The sequence below is a fragment of the Enterobacter sp. ODB01 genome, from assembly GCF_001623605.1.
Classification (GTDB): domain Bacteria; phylum Pseudomonadota; class Gammaproteobacteria; order Enterobacterales; family Enterobacteriaceae; genus Enterobacter; species Enterobacter kobei.
In genome coordinates this window covers 4506857-4526762 of the sequence record NZ_CP015227.1, presented here as the reverse complement: position 1 = coordinate 4526762, position 19906 = coordinate 4506857, and the positions used below count along the sequence as shown (strand labels likewise).

Sequence of the window (19906 nt, the reverse complement as noted above, 5' to 3'; positions counted from 1 at the left end):
AAAAAGCCCTGCGGGTGACAGGGCTCTGACATTACAGAATACGGCTGATAAGTCGGTCGATACGGATACGACGTAAACGGCGGATCAACTTACGGACTTTCACCGGATAATCGGCAATGCTCTGTAGTTCGCGGTAATGGTTAACCACCGTAGTATGCGTGCGAATCAACTCCAGCTCACGTTCACGCTGGGCGGCTAACTCATGCTGCGGGTCATGGATGAGAATGGCGTTTTCCAGATCCAGTCTCCAGGCGCGTGGGTTAAGGTTGTTACCGGTCAGCAGCATCCACTCATCGTCGACCCACATTCCTTTCAGGTGGTAACTGTTGTCTTCATCTTTCCACAGACGCACAACCAGCTGGTCAGTGTTGACGTAGTACTGTAAACGGCTCAGGAAACGACGCAGGTTAATCTCATAAAGATAAGGCAGCGCACCGATGATTTTGAACGGCTGGTCTTCAGGGATGAAAAAGTCGTTTGCTGTTTTATCGCCGACGATAATTTCCACTTTTTTACCGTCGCGCAGTAGCTGAATGATATTTCGCACCAGCACGGCAGGAAGGTTGAAGTATGGCGTACAGATGGTGAGTTTCTGCTCTGCGCATGGCATCAAATGGAAGATCGTTTTGTTCAGCAGGCTTGATTTGCCGAGCCCTACCAGCGGGGTAACAGATAACTCTTCGTTGTTCGCATCGCCCTGGAAATGGTAGACAGCATCGCGCAACTCCTGGCGGAAAGCGCGAACATCATTTTTGATCTCCGGGCTTTTAGGACGCTCAGGATCGTCAAGGCGATTAACACCACGACCGTGTACCAGGTTTTTATCAACCCAGTTGAACATGATATCGGCCATCTGTGGATTACGAATCAGGTGGTAGCGGTCGTAGCGATATTTATCGAGCTGATGAAGGTAGACATCATTCAGGCTTGCGCCGCTGTACAGGACGCTGTCATCAATGATGAACCCTTTAAAATGAAGGACACCGAGTGCTTCACGGGTATTAACGGGTACGCCATAAACAGGGACATCGACGCCAGGATTTTCCTGCGCCGTGCGGCAATACCAGTCTGCATTAGTATTGGAAGCAGCTGCGCCGATACGGCCACGCTGAGCGCGATGCCAGTCAACCAGTACGCGAACATCCAGTTCCGGACGCTGACGTTTAGCTTCATAGAGTGCGTTGAGGATCGCACGACCGCCTTCATCTTGTTCAAGATACAGGGCCACAATGCAAATGCGTCGCGTGGCGCTGGCAATCTTTTCCAGAAGCGTTTCCCGAAAATGAGCGGGAGCATAAAAGAACTCTACATCATCAACTGACTGAGAAATCTTCGGTAGTTGAGCAAGGTGTTGTTGATGTTTATTACGCTTAAATTTTGACAACATCACAGTGCGTTTCTTCTCTGTTCATTGAAGGGTTGTCTGTACCATGCAAACAACATAAGCGGACAATGATACCACCAGTCCCGTCCAAAGTGGGTAACATTTCCAGTAGGTTACTCGTGTTTGTCTGCTGATGTCAGGATGAGGGACAAGGCAACAATACCTTCCTCCAGCTGAATATCAACGTCAAATCCGAGTTTTCGCGCCAGGGTCACCATACCGCGATTGTTTGGCATAGTAATGCCATTCAGGCGCAACAATCCGTGATCTCGCGTATAACTGATGAGTTTTTCCAGCAGTCGTCTACCCAGCCCCAGGCCTTTAAGATCGGAGCGCACCAGCACGGCAAACTCCGCATCGACATTATCCGGGTCAGAAATGGCTCGCGTGACGCCGAGGATCTCATCATCATGACCTGCACGACGCACTGCAACAAACGCCATTTCTCGATCGTAGTCGATCTGGGTCATATTGGCTAAATCATCGTGGGTAAATTCGTTGATTTCGCTAAAATAGCGGTAGTAGAGATCTTCTTTTGTAACCTGAGAGATAAAGGCCCGCAGCTGGGGTTCATCTTCCGGCAGAATTGGGCGGAACAGGACGCGTTCCCCGTTTTTCATCTCTACCCACTCCTCCAGATGCAGAGGATAAGGACGGATTGCCAGGCGGCTCTCTCTGTCCCCTTCGAAGGGCGCGATATCCAGCGTCACGTCCAGCGCCGTAAACTCATTGCCGGAAGCGAGTAGCGGATGGATATCCAGCCGCTGGATCTCGGCACAATCCACGATCAGATTAGACACCTGCACCAGGAATTGACTTAACCCGGCAATATCGAGCGGACGCAAGGCACTGCGGCCACGGATCTTTTTGCTTTTAATCGCCTGAATGATCAGATAGCGCGCGAGGTTCATGTTCAGCGGCGGTAAAGCAACGACAGCCTGTTCCTCCGGGTGCCACTCCACGCCACCTTCTCCCAGCATAATAAGCGGGCCGAAGACGGGATCGTGCTCTACCACGACTCGTAGTTCCTGAGCGCCTGCGCGGTTAGCCATGCTTTGTACCAGCAGTCCGTGGATCCGGGCCTGTGGCCAGGCCATCTTAACGCGATCAAAAATGGCATCAGCTGCCTGCTGTACCTCCGTTGCCGTACGCAGATATAACATGACACCCTGAACATCTGATTTATGCGGTATATCGGGAGAGCGCAGCTTAAGAGCGACCGGATAGCCAATCTGCTCCGCAATATGTACTGCCTCGGCGCTGTCGCTGGCGATCCAGGTTGGCAGGGTTTGCATCCCGTAGCTGCCCAGAATGGGCTGCACTTCATGCGTATCAAGCGATGTCGCGCCCTCTTCAATAGCCTGCTGCAAGAGTCGATGAACGTCGACGGTATTCGCCGTCAGGTTACCAGGTAGCGCCGGGGTTTCGCGCAGCTGCTTCTGATTGCGGCGATATTCCACCATATGCATAAATGCGGTGATGGTCCCTTCCGGCGTACGGTAGGTTGGCAGACCGGCTTCGCTGAACAGACGTCGTGCCTCCTGAGATGAAAACTCACCGCACCAGTTTGTCAGCAGAGTGACATATTTGCCGCGCGGATGGTTGCGTACAGCTTCAATTAACGCGCGCGCACTTTCACTGCCCGGCGCGACTGCGCTGGGGGAGTGGATAATCATCAATGCATCGAAGTCCTGACTATCCAGCAAAATTGAGATAGCCCGAATATAGCGATCGCTGCTGGCGTCATCGCGCAAATCAAGCGGATTGCCGGGCATCACGCTTGTCGGAAGCGCCTCTCTGAGGCGTTGAAGCGTCTCTTCACCCAGCGTTGCCAGCTTTCCGTTGCGCAGCCACAGTTCATCCAGCGCAAGCGCAGCAGGGGCCGCACCATTGCTGACAATCATTAACTTCTCGCCACGCAGTGGGCGCATGTGGCTGAGTGTCTCAACGGCGGAAAAAAGCTCGTGCGTATCCTGCACCCGCAGTAACCCCGCGCGCTGGATGGCGGCATCCCAGGCGGGATCCATGCCGGAATGAGACTGCAGGAGACGCTGGGCAGCAGGACTGCGACCGCTTTTGATAACCAGGATCGGCTTATTGCGCGAAGCACTTCGTGAAGCCGATACAAAACGACGGGCGTCGCTCAGATGCTCAAGATAAAGGAGGATCGCGCTGGTTTTGCTGTCACGAGCCAGGAAATCCAGAAGCTCATCAACGTCGATATCCAGGCTGTCGCCCAGGGCAATGAAGTAGGAGAAACCCATTTCGCGCTGTTGCGCCCAGTCGAGGATAGTGTTCGATACTGCAGCCGACTGCGAGATAAACGCCAGTTTGCCTTTGCGGATCGGTACCGGGGAGAAACTGGCATTCAACCCCTGCCAGGGGGCGAGCAGGCCCAGGCTATTCGGGCCAAGGATACGCATCTGGTAGCGGCTGGCGTAGGCGAGCAGTTCGGGTTGCTGTTCAGGTGGAGACGAGAGAATAATGCAGGTTTTACACCCTTTCTTGCCAAGTGCTTCCAGCAGTTCCAGATTGCGTTTCGCATTCGTACACAGCACGGCGAGGTCCGGAACAAAAGGCAGGCTCTGCACATCTGGCCATGCCAGCACCCCCTGAACGGCCTTATAAGCCGGCGTGACGGGCATGACGGGGCCATTAAATCCTCCCGCGAGCAGGTTGCGCATCATCAGATAGCCTGCCCGATCCGGTTTCATGGATGCGCCGATAACGGCAATGGATTTAGGACGTAATAGCGCTTCTAACCCTCGCTGGCTCATGCAAGTCTCCCGTGATTGCAAGCGACCTGATGATTTTAAACGCTTTCTGACGCTGTTGCTGTGATGCTGCCCTTATGAATGGTTTTTCCCGCCAGATAGCGTTCCCGGAAACAAGAGAAATGGTTGCCCAGGGCGCCTGCTGCTGCGGTATCCCCGGCTAAATCCAGCAGCGCGATGGCCACCTCGGCGGTGCAATATTGTCCGTCAGCATGCGCTTCACGCAGGCGATAAGCCGAGACGCGGGAAAGATCGACAGAAATGACCGGCAGCGCGTCAAGGTAAGGGCTTTTGCGAAACATTTTCCGCGCTTCGGTCCATGTGCCGTCCAGCATAATAAACAGCGGTGGCTTACCGGATGGTGGCGCCGAAAGCACCTGACGATTGTCGCCTGCGTAAGAGGCCGGGAAAACGACCATCGGCTGATAGTCCGGGTTTGTCACCAGATCGAGCAGGGCCTGTGGCGGCTCGGTGCGGGACCATTGAAACGCGGCAGTATCCGGCAGAATATCGGCAATCAGCCGCCCTGTATTACTGGGTTTCATCGGCTCGGTATCAAACATGACCAGACAAAAACGGCTTTTAGCCGTACTGGGTGCCAGCGTTTCGCACAGGCAAACTTTAAGCGGAAGCAGGCAGCGCTGGCAGCGACGAATGCGATTGCCACGGGCAAGAAAAGGACGAGTGGCGCGCGCAAGGCGTTCGGCGCGTAACTGGAGGACAGCGTTATCGGTCATGGGCGAAGTGAAGGAAAAACGCCATTTTCGCAGAGGCGGGAGCGGGGCACAAGATGTGCCCCGTGAAAGTTACAGTGATTCGTTTAACCAGCTGTCAAACGGCGCTTTCGGTACTGCGCCATTGAGCATGTCGACGACTTCACCGTTTTTAAAGATCATAATGGTCGGGATGCTGCGAATGCGGAAACGTGCGCTAAGCTCGCGTTCCGCCTCGGTATTCACCTTAACAAAACGCATCTTACCGCTGCGCTCTTCGGCCACGTCTTCAAAGATTGGCGCGAAGCTTCGGCATGGACCGCACCACGGTGCCCAGAAATCGACCACCACCGGGAGATCGTCCTTGAGGAGTTTGTCCAGCGTAGCACCCGTCGCGTTAATGACATCGCCATCAAACAGTTCGTGGCCACAACGTCCGCATTTCGCACCATCGTCAATCCGATCGTCCGGAATGCGATTAAGAGCCTGACAGTTGGCACATACGGTATTCATAACTAACCTCTGATAGAGCCGTGGGACAGCGGCAGAACGCCGATAATGTTTCTAATATGTTACATATTATCAATGAGCCTGTTTGAAACAACAATGCGTTTTATTCAATGAGAACAATAGTCACAGGCTTTTGTACGAAATTATGGCTATGCGCTGGCACATCGGGTAATCTGCGCGCTTCGCGCAGCGCTGGTGGAGAAAAGCATGAACGACGAAATGAAAAATAAAAGCGGCAAGGTCAAAGTGATGTATGTCCGCAGTGATGATGACTCTGATAAACGCACCCAAAATCCGCGTACCGGAAAAGGTGGCGGGCGTCCGGCGTCTTCTCGTGCAGACGGTGGCCGTCGCCCCGCCCGCGATGACAGAAACACCCGCGGTGATGACCGCAAACGTGACGATCGCAAACGCGATGACCGTCCGCGTTCCGACCGCCCACGTAGTGACCGTCCACGCGACGATCGTCCGCGTGATGACTTCTCGCGTGACAACGCCTCCCCGTGGCGCACCGTTTCTCGCGCCCCGGGCGATGAGACGCCAGAGAAAGCCGATCACGGCGGTATCAGCGGTAAAAGCTTTATCGACCCGGAAGTGCTGCGCCGTCAGCGCGCGGAAGAGACCCGCGTGTATGGCGAGAACGCCTGCCAGGCGCTGTTCCAGAGCCGTCCTGAGTGTATCGTCCGCGCCTGGTTTATCCAGAGCGTGACCCCGCGCTTTAAAGAAGCACTGCGCTGGATGGCCGCGAACCGTAAAGCCTACCACGTGGTGGATGATGCCGAGCTGACCAAAGCGTCCGGTACCGAGCACCACGGCGGCGTCTGCTTCCTGATTAAAAAACGTAACGGCACCACCGTGCAGCAGTGGGTCAGCCAGGCGGATGCCGATGACTGCGTGCTGGCGCTGGAAGATGTAGGCAACCCGCACAACCTGGGCGCGATGATGCGCAGCTGCGCGCACTTTGGCGTGAAGGGTGTGCTGTTACAGGATGCCGCACTGCTGGAATCCGGTGCCGCTATCCGCACTGCAGAAGGCGGAGCGGAGCATGTGCAGCCGATCACCGGCGACAGCGTGCTGGACGCCCTTGAGCAGTTCCGTAAAGCGGGTTATTCCATCGTGACCACGTCGAGCCATGCTGGTACGCCGCTGTTTAAAGCGACGCTGCCGCGTAAAATGGTGCTGGTATTAGGTCAGGAACGTGACGGTCTGTCTGACGCGGCGCTCTCCAGTGCGGATCTTAGCGTCTCTATCGACGGGACAGGTAATGTAGAAAGTCTGAACGTATCCGTTGCGACCGGCGTACTGCTGGCGGAATGGTGGCGTCAGAATAAGGCATAAGCCTCTCAATGTGCCGGGTCTGGCCCGGCACATTCAAACCCTACTCGCTCTCTGCCGGTAACACTGGCATCCAGTCAATTGGCGTTTCGCCACGTTTTTCCAGCCATTCATTCGCCAGAACAAAGTGATTACTGCCGAAGAAACCGCGATGTGCCGACAGCGGAGACGGGTGCGGCGCTTTTAAAACGTGATGGCGCTGACGGTCGATAATCGCCCCTTTCTTCTGCGCGTGAGAACCCCACAGTAAAAACACCACGCCTTCACGATGTTCGTTGATCAGGCTAATAACCTTATCGGTAAAGGTTTCCCAGCCCAGGCTGGCGTGAGAATGTGCCTGACCCGCCCGTACAGTGAGTACCGTATTTAACAGCAGCACACCCTGATGCGCCCAGCTTTCCAGGTAACCGTGGGTGGGGCGGGTAAAGCCAGGAACGGTTCCCTCAAGCTCTTTATACATATTGAGCAGAGAAGGGGGGATAGCCACGCCCGGACGGACGGAGAACGCCAGCCCGTGTGCCTGACCCGGGCCGTGATACGGATCCTGGCCAAGAATGACCACCTTCACATCGCTCAGCTCAGTGTAACGAAAGGCGTTGAACACATCTTTCTGCGGCGGATAAATCGTCTGCCCGGACTGACGTTCAGCTGCAACGGTGCTGAGTGTATTGATAAAATAGGGTTGTTGTTTTTCTTCTGCCAGCACATCGTGCCATGTCAACGGTGTGGTCATCTCGCTCTCCTGCGAATCTCATTCTGTGTCTAGCTTACCTGTTAAACGCCAGTGAGCAAAATGACGCGCTGAAACGTGCGCTAAGTAACTAAATTTATTTTGAAAAGATACACAGCCAGTTGAATTGGTAAGGTGCTGAAATTGATCTAAAACAATAAATTCAAACCACACTCTTTATGTGGTTGGTGTTTTTGTTGATTTAAATCAATAAATCGCCGGGGTGCGAGTGATATATATACACACAAGAAACAATGGTTTTACCAATTGGCCGTGTGAGGCCGACATCAGTTAATGTAGCCTAAGGGAGGCAACACATGATTACAGGTATCCAGATTACTAAAGCTGCAAATGACGATCTGCTCAATTCTTTCTGGCTGCTGGACAGCGAGAAAAACGAAGCACGCTGCGTGGTGGCAAAAGCCGGTTTTACTGAAGATGAGATCGTGCCAGTGAGCAAACTGGGCGAAATCGAATATCGTGAAATCCCAATGGAAGTGAAGCCGGAAGTGCGCGTGGAAGGCGGTCAGCACCTGAACGTTAACGTTCTGCGTCGCGAAACGCTGATGGATGCCGTTGAGCACCCTGAAAAGTACCCACAGCTGACTATTCGCGTGTCTGGCTATGCGGTTCGTTTTAACTCACTGACCCCAGAGCAGCAGCGCGACGTTATCGCGCGTACCTTTACTGAAAGCCTGTAAGGTTCCAGTTTCGGGGGTGAATAAAAAAGCCGGGGAAATCCCCGGCTTTTTCTTACTCTTCAGTTTTCGTATCCTGCGCGGCTGCGCTTGGCTTACGACGCTTACCAATGTTTTTGGTATCGCGGTGGCGTTGCTTAACGCGCGGCTTCTCTTTTTCTTTCTCTTTTCTCTCAGCGCGTTTTGCGAGTGCTTTCTTGGACGGTTTGCCCGTCATTTTTTCACTCGGCGCGCGGGTAGTTGGGCGCAGGCCGTCAATGACGCGAGATTTCAGCGGCTCATCAACATAGCGACCAATTTTTTGCAGCAGCAGGTGATCGTGCGCTTCAACCAGTGAAATCGCAGTACCTTTACGTCCGGCGCGACCGGTACGGCCAATGCGGTGCAGATAGGTATCACCACTGCGCGGCATATCGAAGTTGATCACGTGGCTCACGTCCGGAATGTCGATCCCACGCGCGGCAACGTCTGTCGCCACCAGCACGTTCACGCGGCCATCGGTCAGGCGTTTGATGCCTTCGGTACGCTTAACCTGCGCCATCTCACCTTCGAGGTAGCAGTTATTAATGCCCGCATTACGCAGCATTTCTGCCAGCTCGTGCACGCGCTCGCGTTTACGCACAAAGACGATGGTACGCAGAGCATCTTCCTGCTTCAGCAGGTGCTTCAGTAATTCGACCTTGTGCTCAAGGTTGTCCGCACGGTAATACCACTGATGGATCTTCTTGCGCTCACGCGTAGAGGGCGTCGCAGAGACTTCAACCGGATCTTCCAGCAGACGCTCGGCGAAATCTTTAATCGCGTCCCCTTCAAGGGTGGCAGAGAACAGCATCGTCTGGTTACGCCAGCGCGTCTCGCCCGCAATATGTTCGATATCCTGTGCGAAGCCCATGTCCAGCATGCGGTCGGCTTCATCCAGAATCAGCGTTTCTACCGCGCGGCAGTCGAAGTTCTCTTCTTTAATGTACTGCAGCAAACGGCCCGTCGTCGCAACAACGATATCCTGGTTTTCGCTGAACACCTCGGCGTGGTTCATATACGCCACGCCGCCGGTAATAGTGGCGATATCCAGATGGGTGTTAGCCGCCAGCTCACGCGCGTGATCGGCAACCTGCATGGCCAGCTCGCGCGTAGGCGTCAGGATCAAAATACGCGGTGGGCCTGATTTTTTTCGTGGAAAGTCGAGCAGGTGCTGCAACACAGGCAGCAAATAGGCTGCTGTCTTCCCCGTGCCGGTTGGCGCAGAACCGAGCACATCGCGGCCCTCAAGCGCAGGCGGAATGGCCGCTGCCTGAATGGCGGTCGGGCGTGTAAAGCCTTTGCTCTCAAGTGCATTGAGCAGGCTTTCATCGAGTTCAAGTTCGGAAAAAGTCGTTACAGTCATGTTCTACCTCTGTGTGGGGCGCTGATTATAGACGTTACGGCTGTAATCTTCATCTGTTTGTATGGATATCGCTTTGCGGTGCCTTCGCTTTCCCCTATGCTACTCCAGTTTCACTTAGAAGGTTGCCCTGACATGTCTCAACTCAAAGCGCAGTTGCGCCGCGATGGTTTTACGTTTAAACAGTTTTTTGTCGCCCACGATCGCTGTGCCATGAAAGTCGGCACCGACGGTATTTTACTGGGAGCATGGGCCCCTGTCGCAGGTGTTAAACGTATTCTTGATATCGGTACCGGCAGCGGGCTGGTGGCGTTGATGCTGGCCCAGCGTACGGAAGAGCATGTCACGATTGATGCCGTTGAGCTCGATGCGCAGGCTGCAGGGCAGGCGAGTGAAAATGCGGCCGAATCCCCCTGGGCAGCCCGGATTCGCGTTCAATGTGCGGATGTGCTGGTCTGGGCGCCTGAACAAACTGCGCGTTACGATCTTATCGTCAGCAACCCTCCTTACTACGCGCCCGGTGTCGAGTGTGGTACTCCTGAACGTGAACAGGCGCGTTATACCGGTTCACTCGATCATAAAGCACTGCTTACCAGCGCGGCTGAACTCATCTCTGAAGAGGGCTTTTTTTGCGTAGTGTTGCCAGAAAGCACGGGTAATACATTTATTGGTCTGGCGCAGGAGATTGGCTGGACATTACGTTTGCGAACTGACATTTCTGATACGGAAGGACGACTGCCGCACCGCGTGCTGCTGGCGCTCTCGCCAAAAGAAGGTGAATGCTTTAATGACCGTATGGTGATTCGAGGGCCAGACCAGCGTTATTCCGAAGATTACACTGCTCTGACCCAGGCATTTTATCTGTTTATGTGAACCTGCGGAGCCAGTATCGACGGGCCGGATTCAGCAAGCTGATCCGGGTAGTCCAGGGTGTAGTGCAAGCCGCGGCTCTCTTTACGCATCATGGCACAGCGAACAATCAGCTCGGCAACCTGCACCAGATTGCGCAGCTCCAGCAGATTATTGGATACGCGGAAATTGGCATAATATTCATCAATTTCCTGCTGCAGCATAGTAATGCGGCGCAACGCACGTTCCAGACGTTTTGTGGTGCGCACAATCCCTACGTAGTCCCACATAAACAGCCGTAGTTCATGCCAGTTGTGCTGGATCACGACCAGCTCGTCCGGGTTATCCACGCGGCTTTCATCCCAGGCAGGTAAGTGCTCAGTCTCGCAGGCGTAAGGCATGCGTTTCGTGATGTCTTCGGCCGCTGACCAGCCGTACACCAGACACTCAAGCAGCGAGTTCGACGCCATACGGTTCGCGCCGTGAAGGCCGGTATAACTCACCTCGCCGATAGCATACAGACCTTCTACGTCGGTGCGCCCGTGATCGTCAACCATCACGCCCCCGCAGGTATAGTGGGCCGCAGGCACAATGGGCACCGGATCGCGGGTCAAATCAATCCCCAGGTTCAGCAGCTTTTCGTAAATCATCGGGAAATGCTGGCGAATGAATGCGGCTGGCTTATGGCTGATATCGAGATACATGCAGTCCACGCCCAGACGTTTCATTTCATGGTCGATGGCGCGGGCAACGATATCGCGAGGGGCGAGCTCGCCACGCGCGTCAAAGTCCGGCATAAAGCGGGTACCGTCAGGGCGTTTCAGATAAGCGCCTTCACCGCGCAGGGCTTCCGTCAGCAGGAAGTTGCGCGCCTGAGGGTGGAACAGGGCGGTGGGGTGAAACTGATTAAATTCGAGATTCGCCACGCGGCAGCCTGCGCGCCAGGCCATGGCGATACCGTCTCCGGAAGCGATGTCCGGGTTAGTGGTGTACTGATACACCTTTGAGGCGCCGCCCGTCGCCAGTACAACGGCCTTCGCCTGACAGGTTTCAACCTTCTCTTTATTACGGTTCCAGACCCATGCACCCACCACGCGACGCGGACCAGGCAGGCCAATCTTGTCGGAAATAATCAGGTCAACGGCATTACTGCGCTCAAGAACCCGAATATTAGGATGGTTAAGCGCTTTACCCACCAGCGTGGTCTCCACCTCTTTACCGGTGGCATCCGCTGCGTGCAGGATGCGGCGGTGGCTATGGCCGCCTTCGCGCGTGAGGTGGTAGCTCTCTTCACCGTTAGGCTGAATCTGGGTATCAAATAACACGCCCTGATCGATGAGCCACTGAACGCAATGGCGGGCATTGCTGGCAACGAACTCTGCGGCGTGCGCATCCACGATCCCGGCGCCGGCAATCAACGTATCTTCTACGTGCGACGCTATGCTGTCGGTCTCGTCAAACACGGCGGCAATGCCGCCCTGGGCATAAAATGTGGAACCTTCACTAATCGGTCCTTTGCTCAGAACGATAACGTTTTGATGCTCGGCCAGGCGCAGCGCCAGAGAGAGACCGGCAGCGCCGCTACCGATGATCAGGACATCACAATGGAGTTCAGATGTTGTGTTCATGATTGTTGTTTAATTTACTAAACAGTGTTGGGTCAGAATAGCACCTGAGTGCGATTTATCGCACGTTTTTTTTAAAGGTTGTTGCAATGGCTAAACTCGTAAGACGGAGTAAATAGCGGGTAAAGGAATGAAATTATTTTGCGAAGCAGATCGTTAGCGTCAGATTTTGTGGTGAAATAAAGACTGGGTTGCGTTACTCTTCTCGCGGGAAAAAAGATGTTTCTAGTCAGAAAGTGGTGCGTATCGTGAACAGACTTATAATGAGAGAAAATGAACAGTCTGCGGCGCGATGAACAAAAACAAAGGCGTTACGGAACTTATTGACGATCGGACACTCTAACTCGGTGCTTGCTCAAAGTGCGGTGTTTTTAGAGTGGCGTTTCGATAACGCGTGGAATTTAGGTTTGGGGAGACATTACCTCGGATGAGCGAGCAGTTAACGGACCAGGTCCTGGTTGAACGGGTCCAGAAGGGAGATCAGAAAGCCTTTAACTTACTGGTGGTGCGCTACCAGCATAAGGTGGCGAGTCTGGTTTCCCGCTATGTACCGTCAGGTGATGTGCCTGATGTGGTGCAAGAGTCTTTTATTAAGGCCTATCGCGCGCTGGATTCTTTCCGGGGAGATAGTGCTTTTTATACCTGGCTGTACCGTATTGCTGTTAATACGGCAAAGAATTATCTGGTTGCTCAGGGGCGTCGTCCGCCGTCCAGTGATGTAGACGCTATCGACGCCGAAAACTTCGAAAGTGGCGGTGCGCTGAAAGAAATTTCGAACCCTGAGAACTTAATGTTGTCAGAAGAACTGAGACAAATTGTTTTTCGCACGATCGAGTCGCTCCCGGAAGATTTACGCATGGCAATTACGTTACGGGAGCTTGATGGTCTGAGCTATGAAGAGATAGCCGCTATCATGGATTGTCCGGTCGGCACGGTGCGTTCACGAATCTTCCGTGCGCGAGAAGCTATTGATAATAAAGTTCAACCGCTTATCAGGCGTTGACGATAGCGGGATACTGGAAAAGGTATTAGGCATGCAGAAAGAAAAACTTTCCGCTTTAATGGATGGTGAGACGCTGGATAGTGAGCTGCTCAACGAGCTGTCTCATTCTCCCGAAATGCAAGAGACCTGGGAGAGTTACCATCTCATCCGTGACACGCTGCGCGGCGATACCGGCGAGGTTCTCCATTTCGATATCTCTGCCCGCGTGATGGCGGCCATTGAGAATGAGCCTGTTCATCAGACCACTCCGCTGATTCCTGAAGCTCAACCTGCACCTCACCAGTGGCAGAAAATGCCGTTCTGGCAAAAGGTGCGTCCGTGGGCCAGCCAGCTCACCCAAATGGGGGTTGCTGCATGCGTATCGCTTGCAGTTATCGTTGGCGTCCAGCACTATAATACTCAGTCTGAAACTAATCAGCAGCCAGAAGCGCCAGTGTTTAACACACTGCCGATGATGGGCAAAGCGAGCCCGGTTAGCCTGGGCGTACCGGCTGATGCTTCCGCCAGCGGCGGTCAGCAACAGCAGGTGCAGGAGCAGCGCCGTCGCATTAATGCGATGTTGCAGGATTACGAGTTGCAGCGTCGTCTGCACTCTGAACAGCTTCAGTTTGAGCAGGCCCAAACCCAGCAAGCTGCTGTGCAGGTGCCCGGAAACCAAACTTTAGGAACGCAATCGCAGTAATGAAGCAACTTTGGTTCGCCATGTCTCTGATGGCGGGTAGCCTGTTCTTCTCTGCCAACGCCTCGGCTGATGTTTCATCCGGGGCGTTGTTGCAGCAAATGAATCTGGCCAGCCAGTCACTCAATTATGAGTTGGCATTTATCAGCATCAATAAGCAGGGCGTCGAGTCGTTACGCTATCGTCATGCCCGTCTTGATAATCAGCCACTCGCCCAGCTTTTACAGATGGATGGTCCGCGTCGGGAAGTTGTCCAGCGAGGCAACGAAATCAGCTATTTCGAGCCCGGCCTGGAGCCTTTCACGCTCAATGGCGACTATATCGTTGATTCTCTGCCGTCACTCATCTATACCGACTTCAAGCGGCTGGCCCCTTACTACGATTTTATTTCGGTAGGGCGTACGCGCATCGCAGACAGACTGTGTGAAGTGATCCGCGTGGTTGCTCGCGATGGCACGCGCTACAGCTATATCGTCTGGATTGATGCGGAAACCAAGCTGCCGATGCGTGTGGACCTGCTTGACCGCGACGGTGAAACGCTTGAACAGTTCCGCGTGATCTCCTTCAGCGTGAACAATCAGGTTGGCAACAGCATGCAGAATCTGGCCAAAGCCAGCCTGCCGCCGCTGCTTTCTGTTCCGGCAGGGGATTCCGTTAACTTCAACTGGGTTCCTTCCTGGATCCCGCAAGGCTTTAGCGAAGTGTCCAGCAGCCGTCGTCAGTTGCCAACTATTGACACGCCCGTTGAGTCTCGCCTCTATTCCGACGGTTTGTTCAGTTTCTCGGTGAATATCAACCGCGCAACGGCAAACAGCTCTGAGCAAATGCTTCGTACCGGACGTCGCACGGTGAGCACCACGGTACGTGATAACGCAGAGATCACGATTGTGGGTGAATTACCTCCGCAGACGGCGAAGCGCATTTCAGACAGCATTAAATTCAGGGCCGCGCAATGATTAAAGAGTGGGCAACCGTCGTCTCGTGGCAAAATGGCGTTGCGCGCGTCAGTTGCGATGTCAAAGCCTCATGCAATAGCTGCGCATCCCGTGCCGGGTGCGGCAGCCGCGTGCTGAATAAGCTCGGGCCGCAAACGTCGCATACTATCTCTGTGCCAAGTGAACAGCCGCTGGTGGCGGGGCAGAAGGTTGAACTGGGGATTGCGGAAGGCAGTCTGCTCGGTTCCGCTATGCTGGTCTATCTCTCTCCGTTGGTCGGGTTATTTATCATGGGCGGCCTTTTCCAGACGCTGTTTGGTACTGATGTGGCCGCCATGTGCGGTGCCGCGTTGGGGGGCATCGGGGGATTCTGGCTTGCTAAAGGTCTCTCACCGAAGCTTGCCGCGCGCGAAGAGTGGCAGCCTGTCATTCTCAGCGTTGGGTTGGCACCAGACCAGCTTCGTGTCGAGACGCTCTCTTCTGAGGCCCGATGATCCATCGGGCTTTATCAATTTTTACGCCCTAATACAGAAAACGCCCTTTCTTCACGCTATACCTGTCTCTAAGTGCATTTCCAGGTAGCGAGGATGTAGTGTAGAATGCTGCGTTTTCGCACTGAAAAACGTCAGGCTAAGAACAGCGGCCTCCAGGAATTCGTAAGGCATAATTATTTAACTATATGAAGAACATACGTAACTTTTCGATCATTGCTCACATTGACCACGGTAAGTCGACGCTGTCTGACCGTATTATCCAGATTTGCGGTGGCCTGTCTGATCGTGAAATGGAAGCCCAGGTTCTGGACTCCATGGACCTGGAACGCGAACGCGGTATCACCATTAAGGCGCAAAGCGTTACGCTGGATTACAAAGCGGCTGATGGTGAAACCTATCAACTGAACTTTATCGACACCCCAGGCCACGTTGACTTCTCCTATGAAGTATCACGCTCGCTGGCGGCCTGTGAAGGTGCGCTGCTGGTCGTCGATGCCGGGCAGGGTGTTGAAGCCCAGACCCTGGCAAACTGCTATACCGCGATGGAAATGGATCTCGAGGTTGTGCCGGTTCTGAATAAAATCGACCTGCCAGCTGCCGATCCTGAACGCGTCGCGGAAGAGATTGAAGATATTGTCGGCATTGACGCGACGGATGCCGTGCGCTGCTCCGCGAAAACCGGTGTGGGCGTGACCGATGTGCTGGAACGCCTGGTGCGTGACATCCCTGCTCCGGAAGGTGACCCGGATGGCCCACTACAGGCGCTGATCATCGACTCCTGGTTCGATAACTACCTTGGTGTTGTCTCTCTGGTGCGTATTAAAAACGGCACCATGCGTAAAGGCGACAAAATCAAGGTGATGAGTACCGGACAGGTCTACAACGCCGACCGTCTGGGTATCTTTACGCCAAAACAGGTTGACCGTACCGAGCTGAAATGCGGCGAGGTAGGCTGGCTGGTTTGTGCCATTAAAGACATCCTCGGCGCGCCAGTGGGCGATACCCTGACCGGTGCGCGTAACCCGGCAGATAAAGCGCTGCCAGGCTTTAAAAAGGTGAAACCGCAGGTTTACGCGGGTCTGTTCCCGGTCAGCTCAGATGACTATGAAAACTTCCGTGATGCGCTCGGTAAATTGAGCCTGAACGATGCTTCCCTGTTCTACGAGCCAGAAAGCTCAACGGCGCTGGGCTTCGGTTTCCGCTGTGGCTTCCTCGGCCTGCTGCACATGGAGATCATTCAGGAGCGTCTGGAACGTGAATACGATCTGGATCTGATCACCACCGCACCGACCGTTGTGTATGAGGTAGAAACCACCTCGAAAGAAGTGATCTACGTCGATAGCCCGTCCAAGCTGCCGCCGCTGAACAATATCCACGAACTGCGTGAGCCGATTGCAGAGTGTCACATGCTGCTGCCACAGGAGTTCCTGGGCAACGTCATTACACTGTGTATTGAGAAGCGTGGCGTGCAGACCAACATGGTCTACCACGGTAACCAGGTGGCGCTGACCTATGAAATCCCGATGGCGGAAGTGGTACTCGACTTCTTCGATCGCCTGAAGTCTACCTCCCGTGGCTATGCGTCCCTGGATTACAACTTCAAGCGTTTCCAGGCCTCCAACATGGTGCGTGTGGACGTGCTGATCAACGGTGAGCGTGTGGATGCGTTGGCCCTGATCACCCACAACGACAATGCGCCGTACCGTGGTCGCGAGCTGGTTGAGAAAATGAAAGATCTGATCCCGCGTCAGCAGTTCGACATCGCGATTCAGGCGGCCATTGGTAACCACATTATCGCGCGTTCTACGGTGAAACAGCTGCGTAAAAACGTTCTGGCGAAGTGCTACGGCGGTGACGTCAGTCGTAAGAAAAAGCTGCTGCAGAAGCAGAAAGAAGGTAAGAAGCGTATGAAGCAGGTCGGTAACGTTGAGCTGCCACAGGAAGCATTCCTTGCCATTCTTCATGTTGGTAAAGACGGCAAATAACCTTTAAGGAGTTGGCATGGCGAACATGTTTGCCCTGATCCTGGTCATTGCTACCCTGGTGACAGGTCTGCTGTGGTGTCTGGATAAGTTTATCTTCGCCCCAAAACGCCGTGAGCGTCAGGCTGCCGCACAGGCAGCCACTGGCGACCAGCTGGATGCGAAAACCCTGAAAAAAGTCGGCCCGAAACCGGGCTGGCTGGAAACGGGCGCCTCGGTATTCCCGGTGCTGGCCATTGTGCTGGTGGTGCGATCGTTTATTTACGAGCCGTTCCAGATCCCATCCGGTTCAATGATGCCAACGCTGCTGATTGGTGATTTTATTCTGGTAGAGAAGTTTGCCTACGGCATTAAAGATCCTATCTACCAGAAAACGCTGATCGAAACCGGTCATCCGAAGCGTGGCGACATCGTGGTGTTCAAATACCCGGAAGATCCGCGTCTGGACTACATCAAGCGTGCGGTTGGCCTGCCGGGTGATAAAGTGACCTACGATCCGGTCGCCAAGGAAGTTACCGTTCAGCCTGGCTGCAGTTCTGGCACCGCGTGTGAAAACGCACTGCCCATCACCTACTCAAACGTTGAGCCGAGTGATTTTGTGCAGACCTTTGCCCGTCGTAACGGCGGTGAAGCGACCAGCGGGTTCTTCCAGGTGCCAAAAGGCGAAACCAAAGAGAACGGTATTCGTCTGGTCGAGCGCAAAGAGACGTTGGGTGATGTGACTCACCGTATCCTCACGGTGCCAATCGCGCAGGATCAGGTGGGTATGTATTATCAGCAGCCGGGTCAACAGCTGGCGAGCTGGATTGTACCGCCGGGACATTACTTCATGATGGGGGATAACCGCGATAATTCTGCGGACAGCCGTTACTGGGGATTTGTGCCTGAGGCGAATTTGGTCGGTAAAGCCACCGCAATCTGGATGAGTTTTGAGAAACAGGAAGGCGAATGGCCTACCGGTGTACGCCTGAATCGCATTGGCGGAATCCATTAATTCTCAATAAATGAACGCGTAGCCGCTTTAATTAGCGGCTACGTGAATTATTTCCTCGATAAATCTCTTTGAACTAACGACATCCCCTGTCGTTGTGTATAGAATATTCCCCCGAAGTTTAAGGTTGGCCCTGCAAGGGTGCCACGGCACACGAAACCGCGTTGGTTTTCTCAGGTCGGTTTCGTGTGCTGCATTTTTGACGCATTCATTTATTGGTATCGCATGAACCCCATCGTAATTAATCGGCTTCAACGGAAGCTGGGCTACACTTTTCATCATCAGGAGTTGTTGCAACAGGCATTAACCCACCGCAGTGCCAGCAGCAAGCATAATGAGCGTCTTGAGTTTTTAGGCGACTCAATTTTAAGTTTCGTGATTGCGAATGCGCTTTATCATCGTTTCCCGCGTGTTGACGAGGGGGATATGAGCCGCATGCGTGCCACGCTGGTTCGGGGGAATACCCTTGCGGAAATCGCGCGCGAATTTGAACTGGGCGAATGTCTGCGTCTTGGGCCGGGTGAACTGAAAAGCGGCGGCTTCCGTCGTGAATCTATTCTTGCCGATACGGTCGAAGCATTAATTGGTGGTGTGTTCCTGGACAGCGATATCCAGACCGTAGAAAAGCTGATCCTCAACTGGTATCAGAGCCGTCTGGACGAAATCAGCCCGGGCGATAAACAAAAAGATCCGAAAACGCGTCTGCAGGAATATTTGCAGGGCCGTCATCTGCCGCTGCCATCTTATCTGGTGGTGCAGGTACGCGGCGAAGCGCACGATCAGGAATTTACCATCCATTGCCAGGTCAGTGGCCTGAGTGAACCGGTGGTGGGCACAGGTTCAAGCCGTCGTAAGGCTGAACAGGCTGCCGCCGAACAGGCGTTAAAAATGCTGGAGCTGGAATGAGCGAAGAAAAAACGTATTGCGGATTTATTGCCATCGTCGGACGTCCGAACGTCGGCAAATCCACCCTGCTGAATAATCTGCTTGGGCAGAAGATTTCTATTACCTCGCGTAAGGCGCAGACCACGCGTCACCGCATTGTCGGCATCCATACTGAAGGCGCGTATCAGGCGATCTACGTCGATACTCCGGGCCTGCACATGGAAGAGAAGCGTGCCATTAACCGTCTGATGAACAAAGCGGCGAGCAGCTCGATTGGTGATGTAGAACTGGTCATTTTCGTTGTGGAAGGCACCCGCTGGACACCGGACGACGAAATGGTGCTGAACAAGCTACGTGACGGCAAAACGCCGGTCATCCTCGCGGTCAATAAAGTTGACAACGTGCAGGAAAAGGCTGACCTGCTGCCGCATCTTCAGTGGCTGGGCAGCCAGATGAACTTCCTCGATATCGTTCCGCTGTCTGCAGAGACTGGCCTAAACGTCGATACCATCGCTGGCATCGTGCGTAAGCATCTTCCGGAAGCGATTCATCACTTCCCGGAAGACTACATCACCGATCGTTCTCAGCGCTTTATGGCGTCTGAAATCATCCGTGAAAAGCTGATGCGTTTCCTGGGCGCGGAACTGCCGTACTCTGTGACGGTGGAGATCGAGCGTTTCCAGACCAACGAGCGCGGCGGCTACGACATTAACGGTCTGATCCTCGTTGAGCGTGAGGGGCAGAAGAAGATGGTGATCGGCAACAAAGGTGCCAAGATCAAAACCATCGGTATTGAAGCCCGTAAAGACATGATGGAGATGTTTGAGGCGCCGGTTCACCTGGAGCTGTGGGTGAAAGTGAAATCTGGCTGGGCCGATGATGAGCGTGCTCTGCGCAGCCTCGGTTACGGCGAAGACCAGTAACCTAAGACGACGAGT

19 protein-coding genes are annotated in these 19906 nt (G+C 54.0%); 12 read left to right on the top strand and 7 right to left on the bottom strand.

Translation table 11 applies throughout. The features are described 5' to 3' along the window. Window positions 1-31: 31 nt before the first annotated feature. The 4 genes from pssA to trxC all read right to left on the bottom strand — a co-directional run bounded on the left by pssA (window position 32) and on the right by trxC (window position 5384). Window positions 32-1387 carry a CDP-diacylglycerol--serine O-phosphatidyltransferase gene (gene pssA, locus A4308_RS21460; protein ID WP_023331103.1) on the bottom strand — a complete coding sequence of 452 codons (1356 nt, stop codon included), beginning with the start codon at window positions 1385-1387 and terminating at the stop codon, window positions 32-34. Between the two features lie 110 nt (window positions 1388-1497). Continuing rightward, window positions 1498-4161 (bottom strand): bifunctional acetate--CoA ligase family protein/GNAT family N-acetyltransferase, encoded by a 2664-nt coding sequence (locus A4308_RS21455; protein ID WP_045281167.1) that lies wholly within the window; start codon window positions 4159-4161, stop codon window positions 1498-1500. 35 nt (window positions 4162-4196) lie between these two features. Continuing rightward, on the bottom strand, window positions 4197-4895 hold the full coding sequence (gene tapT, locus A4308_RS21450; protein ID WP_045281166.1) for a tRNA-uridine aminocarboxypropyltransferase: 699 nt from the start codon (window positions 4893-4895) through the stop codon (window positions 4197-4199). Window positions 4896-4964: 69 nt separating this feature from the next. After that, complete coding sequence (trxC, locus tag A4308_RS21445) at window positions 4965-5384, bottom strand: thioredoxin TrxC (protein ID WP_014884856.1); 420 nt, start codon at window positions 5382-5384, stop codon at window positions 4965-4967. Between the two features lie 204 nt (window positions 5385-5588). On the opposite strand from trxC, the gene A4308_RS21440 reads away from it, so the two are divergent. Next, window positions 5589-6719: a tRNA/rRNA methyltransferase gene (locus A4308_RS21440; protein ID WP_014884855.1), complete on the top strand. Its 1131-nt coding sequence runs from the start codon at window positions 5589-5591 to the stop codon at window positions 6717-6719. A 40-nt stretch (window positions 6720-6759) separates the two neighbouring features. Here the strand turns inward: A4308_RS21440 and ung are convergent, their stop codons facing one another. Next, a complete protein-coding gene (gene ung / locus A4308_RS21435) occupies window positions 6760-7449 on the bottom strand; it encodes a uracil-DNA glycosylase (RefSeq protein ID WP_014884854.1) in 690 nt (229 codons plus the stop codon). Between the two features lie 314 nt (window positions 7450-7763). On the opposite strand from ung, the gene grcA reads away from it, so the two are divergent. Then, a complete protein-coding gene (grcA, locus tag A4308_RS21430) occupies window positions 7764-8147 on the top strand; it encodes an autonomous glycyl radical cofactor GrcA (RefSeq protein WP_014884853.1) in 384 nt (127 codons plus the stop codon). Between the two features lie 52 nt (window positions 8148-8199). On the opposite strand, the gene srmB is transcribed toward grcA, so the two are convergent. Continuing rightward, entirely contained in the window at window positions 8200-9528 is a 1329-nt protein-coding gene (srmB, locus tag A4308_RS21425; RefSeq protein WP_014884852.1) for an ATP-dependent RNA helicase SrmB, read from the bottom strand. A 132-nt stretch (window positions 9529-9660) separates the two neighbouring features. Between srmB and trmN the strand changes: the two genes are divergently transcribed. Further along, window positions 9661-10398 carry a tRNA(1)(Val) (adenine(37)-N(6))-methyltransferase TrmN gene (gene trmN / locus A4308_RS21420; protein ID WP_032635805.1) on the top strand — a complete coding sequence of 246 codons (738 nt, stop codon included), beginning with the start codon at window positions 9661-9663 and terminating at the stop codon, window positions 10396-10398. On the opposite strand, the gene nadB is transcribed toward trmN, so the two are convergent. Further along, window positions 10383-12002, bottom strand: coding sequence for an L-aspartate oxidase (nadB, locus tag A4308_RS21415; protein ID WP_023337641.1), 1620 nt, complete (start codon window positions 12000-12002; stop codon window positions 10383-10385). The two genes, trmN and nadB, sit on opposite strands and share 16 nt — an antisense overlap. A 344-nt stretch (window positions 12003-12346) precedes the next feature. Between nadB and rseD the strand changes: the two genes are divergently transcribed. The 9 genes from rseD (at window position 12347) to era (ending at window position 19891) form a co-directional block, all read left to right on the top strand. Continuing rightward, window positions 12347-12430 carry a rpoE leader peptide RseD gene (rseD, locus tag A4308_RS23040; RefSeq protein WP_223605340.1) on the top strand — a complete coding sequence of 28 codons (84 nt, stop codon included), beginning with the start codon at window positions 12347-12349 and terminating at the stop codon, window positions 12428-12430. Further along, window positions 12427-13002 (top strand): RNA polymerase sigma factor RpoE, encoded by a 576-nt coding sequence (gene rpoE / locus A4308_RS21410; RefSeq protein WP_006176728.1) that lies wholly within the window; start codon window positions 12427-12429, stop codon window positions 13000-13002. The genes rseD and rpoE overlap by 4 nt, the downstream gene beginning before the upstream one ends. Window positions 13003-13033: 31 nt before the next feature. Further along, complete coding sequence (rseA, locus tag A4308_RS21405) at window positions 13034-13684, top strand: anti-sigma-E factor RseA (RefSeq protein ID WP_014832926.1); 651 nt, start codon at window positions 13034-13036, stop codon at window positions 13682-13684. Next, entirely contained in the window at window positions 13684-14637 is a 954-nt protein-coding gene (gene rseB / locus A4308_RS21400) for a sigma-E factor regulatory protein RseB (protein ID WP_023331097.1), read from the top strand. The genes rseA and rseB overlap by 1 nt, the downstream gene beginning before the upstream one ends. Then, window positions 14634-15110: a SoxR-reducing system protein RseC gene (gene rseC / locus A4308_RS21395; RefSeq protein WP_014884848.1), complete on the top strand. Its 477-nt coding sequence runs from the start codon at window positions 14634-14636 to the stop codon at window positions 15108-15110. Before rseB ends, rseC begins: the two co-directional genes overlap by 4 nt. Window positions 15111-15295: 185 nt before the next feature. Then, the gene (gene lepA / locus A4308_RS21390; protein ID WP_014884847.1) at window positions 15296-17095 is read left to right on the top strand and encodes a translation elongation factor 4; all 1800 of its coding nucleotides are present in this window, start codon (window positions 15296-15298) and stop codon (window positions 17093-17095) included. Between the two features lie 16 nt (window positions 17096-17111). Further along, window positions 17112-18086 carry a signal peptidase I gene (lepB, locus tag A4308_RS21385; protein ID WP_014884846.1) on the top strand — a complete coding sequence of 325 codons (975 nt, stop codon included), beginning with the start codon at window positions 17112-17114 and terminating at the stop codon, window positions 18084-18086. Between the two features lie 222 nt (window positions 18087-18308). Then, window positions 18309-18989 (top strand): ribonuclease III, encoded by a 681-nt coding sequence (gene rnc, locus A4308_RS21380; RefSeq protein ID WP_010434072.1) that lies wholly within the window; start codon window positions 18309-18311, stop codon window positions 18987-18989. Next, a complete protein-coding gene (era, locus tag A4308_RS21375) occupies window positions 18986-19891 on the top strand; it encodes a GTPase Era (RefSeq protein WP_006176722.1) in 906 nt (301 codons plus the stop codon). The genes rnc and era overlap by 4 nt, the downstream gene beginning before the upstream one ends. Window positions 19892-19906: the final 15 nt, after the last annotated feature.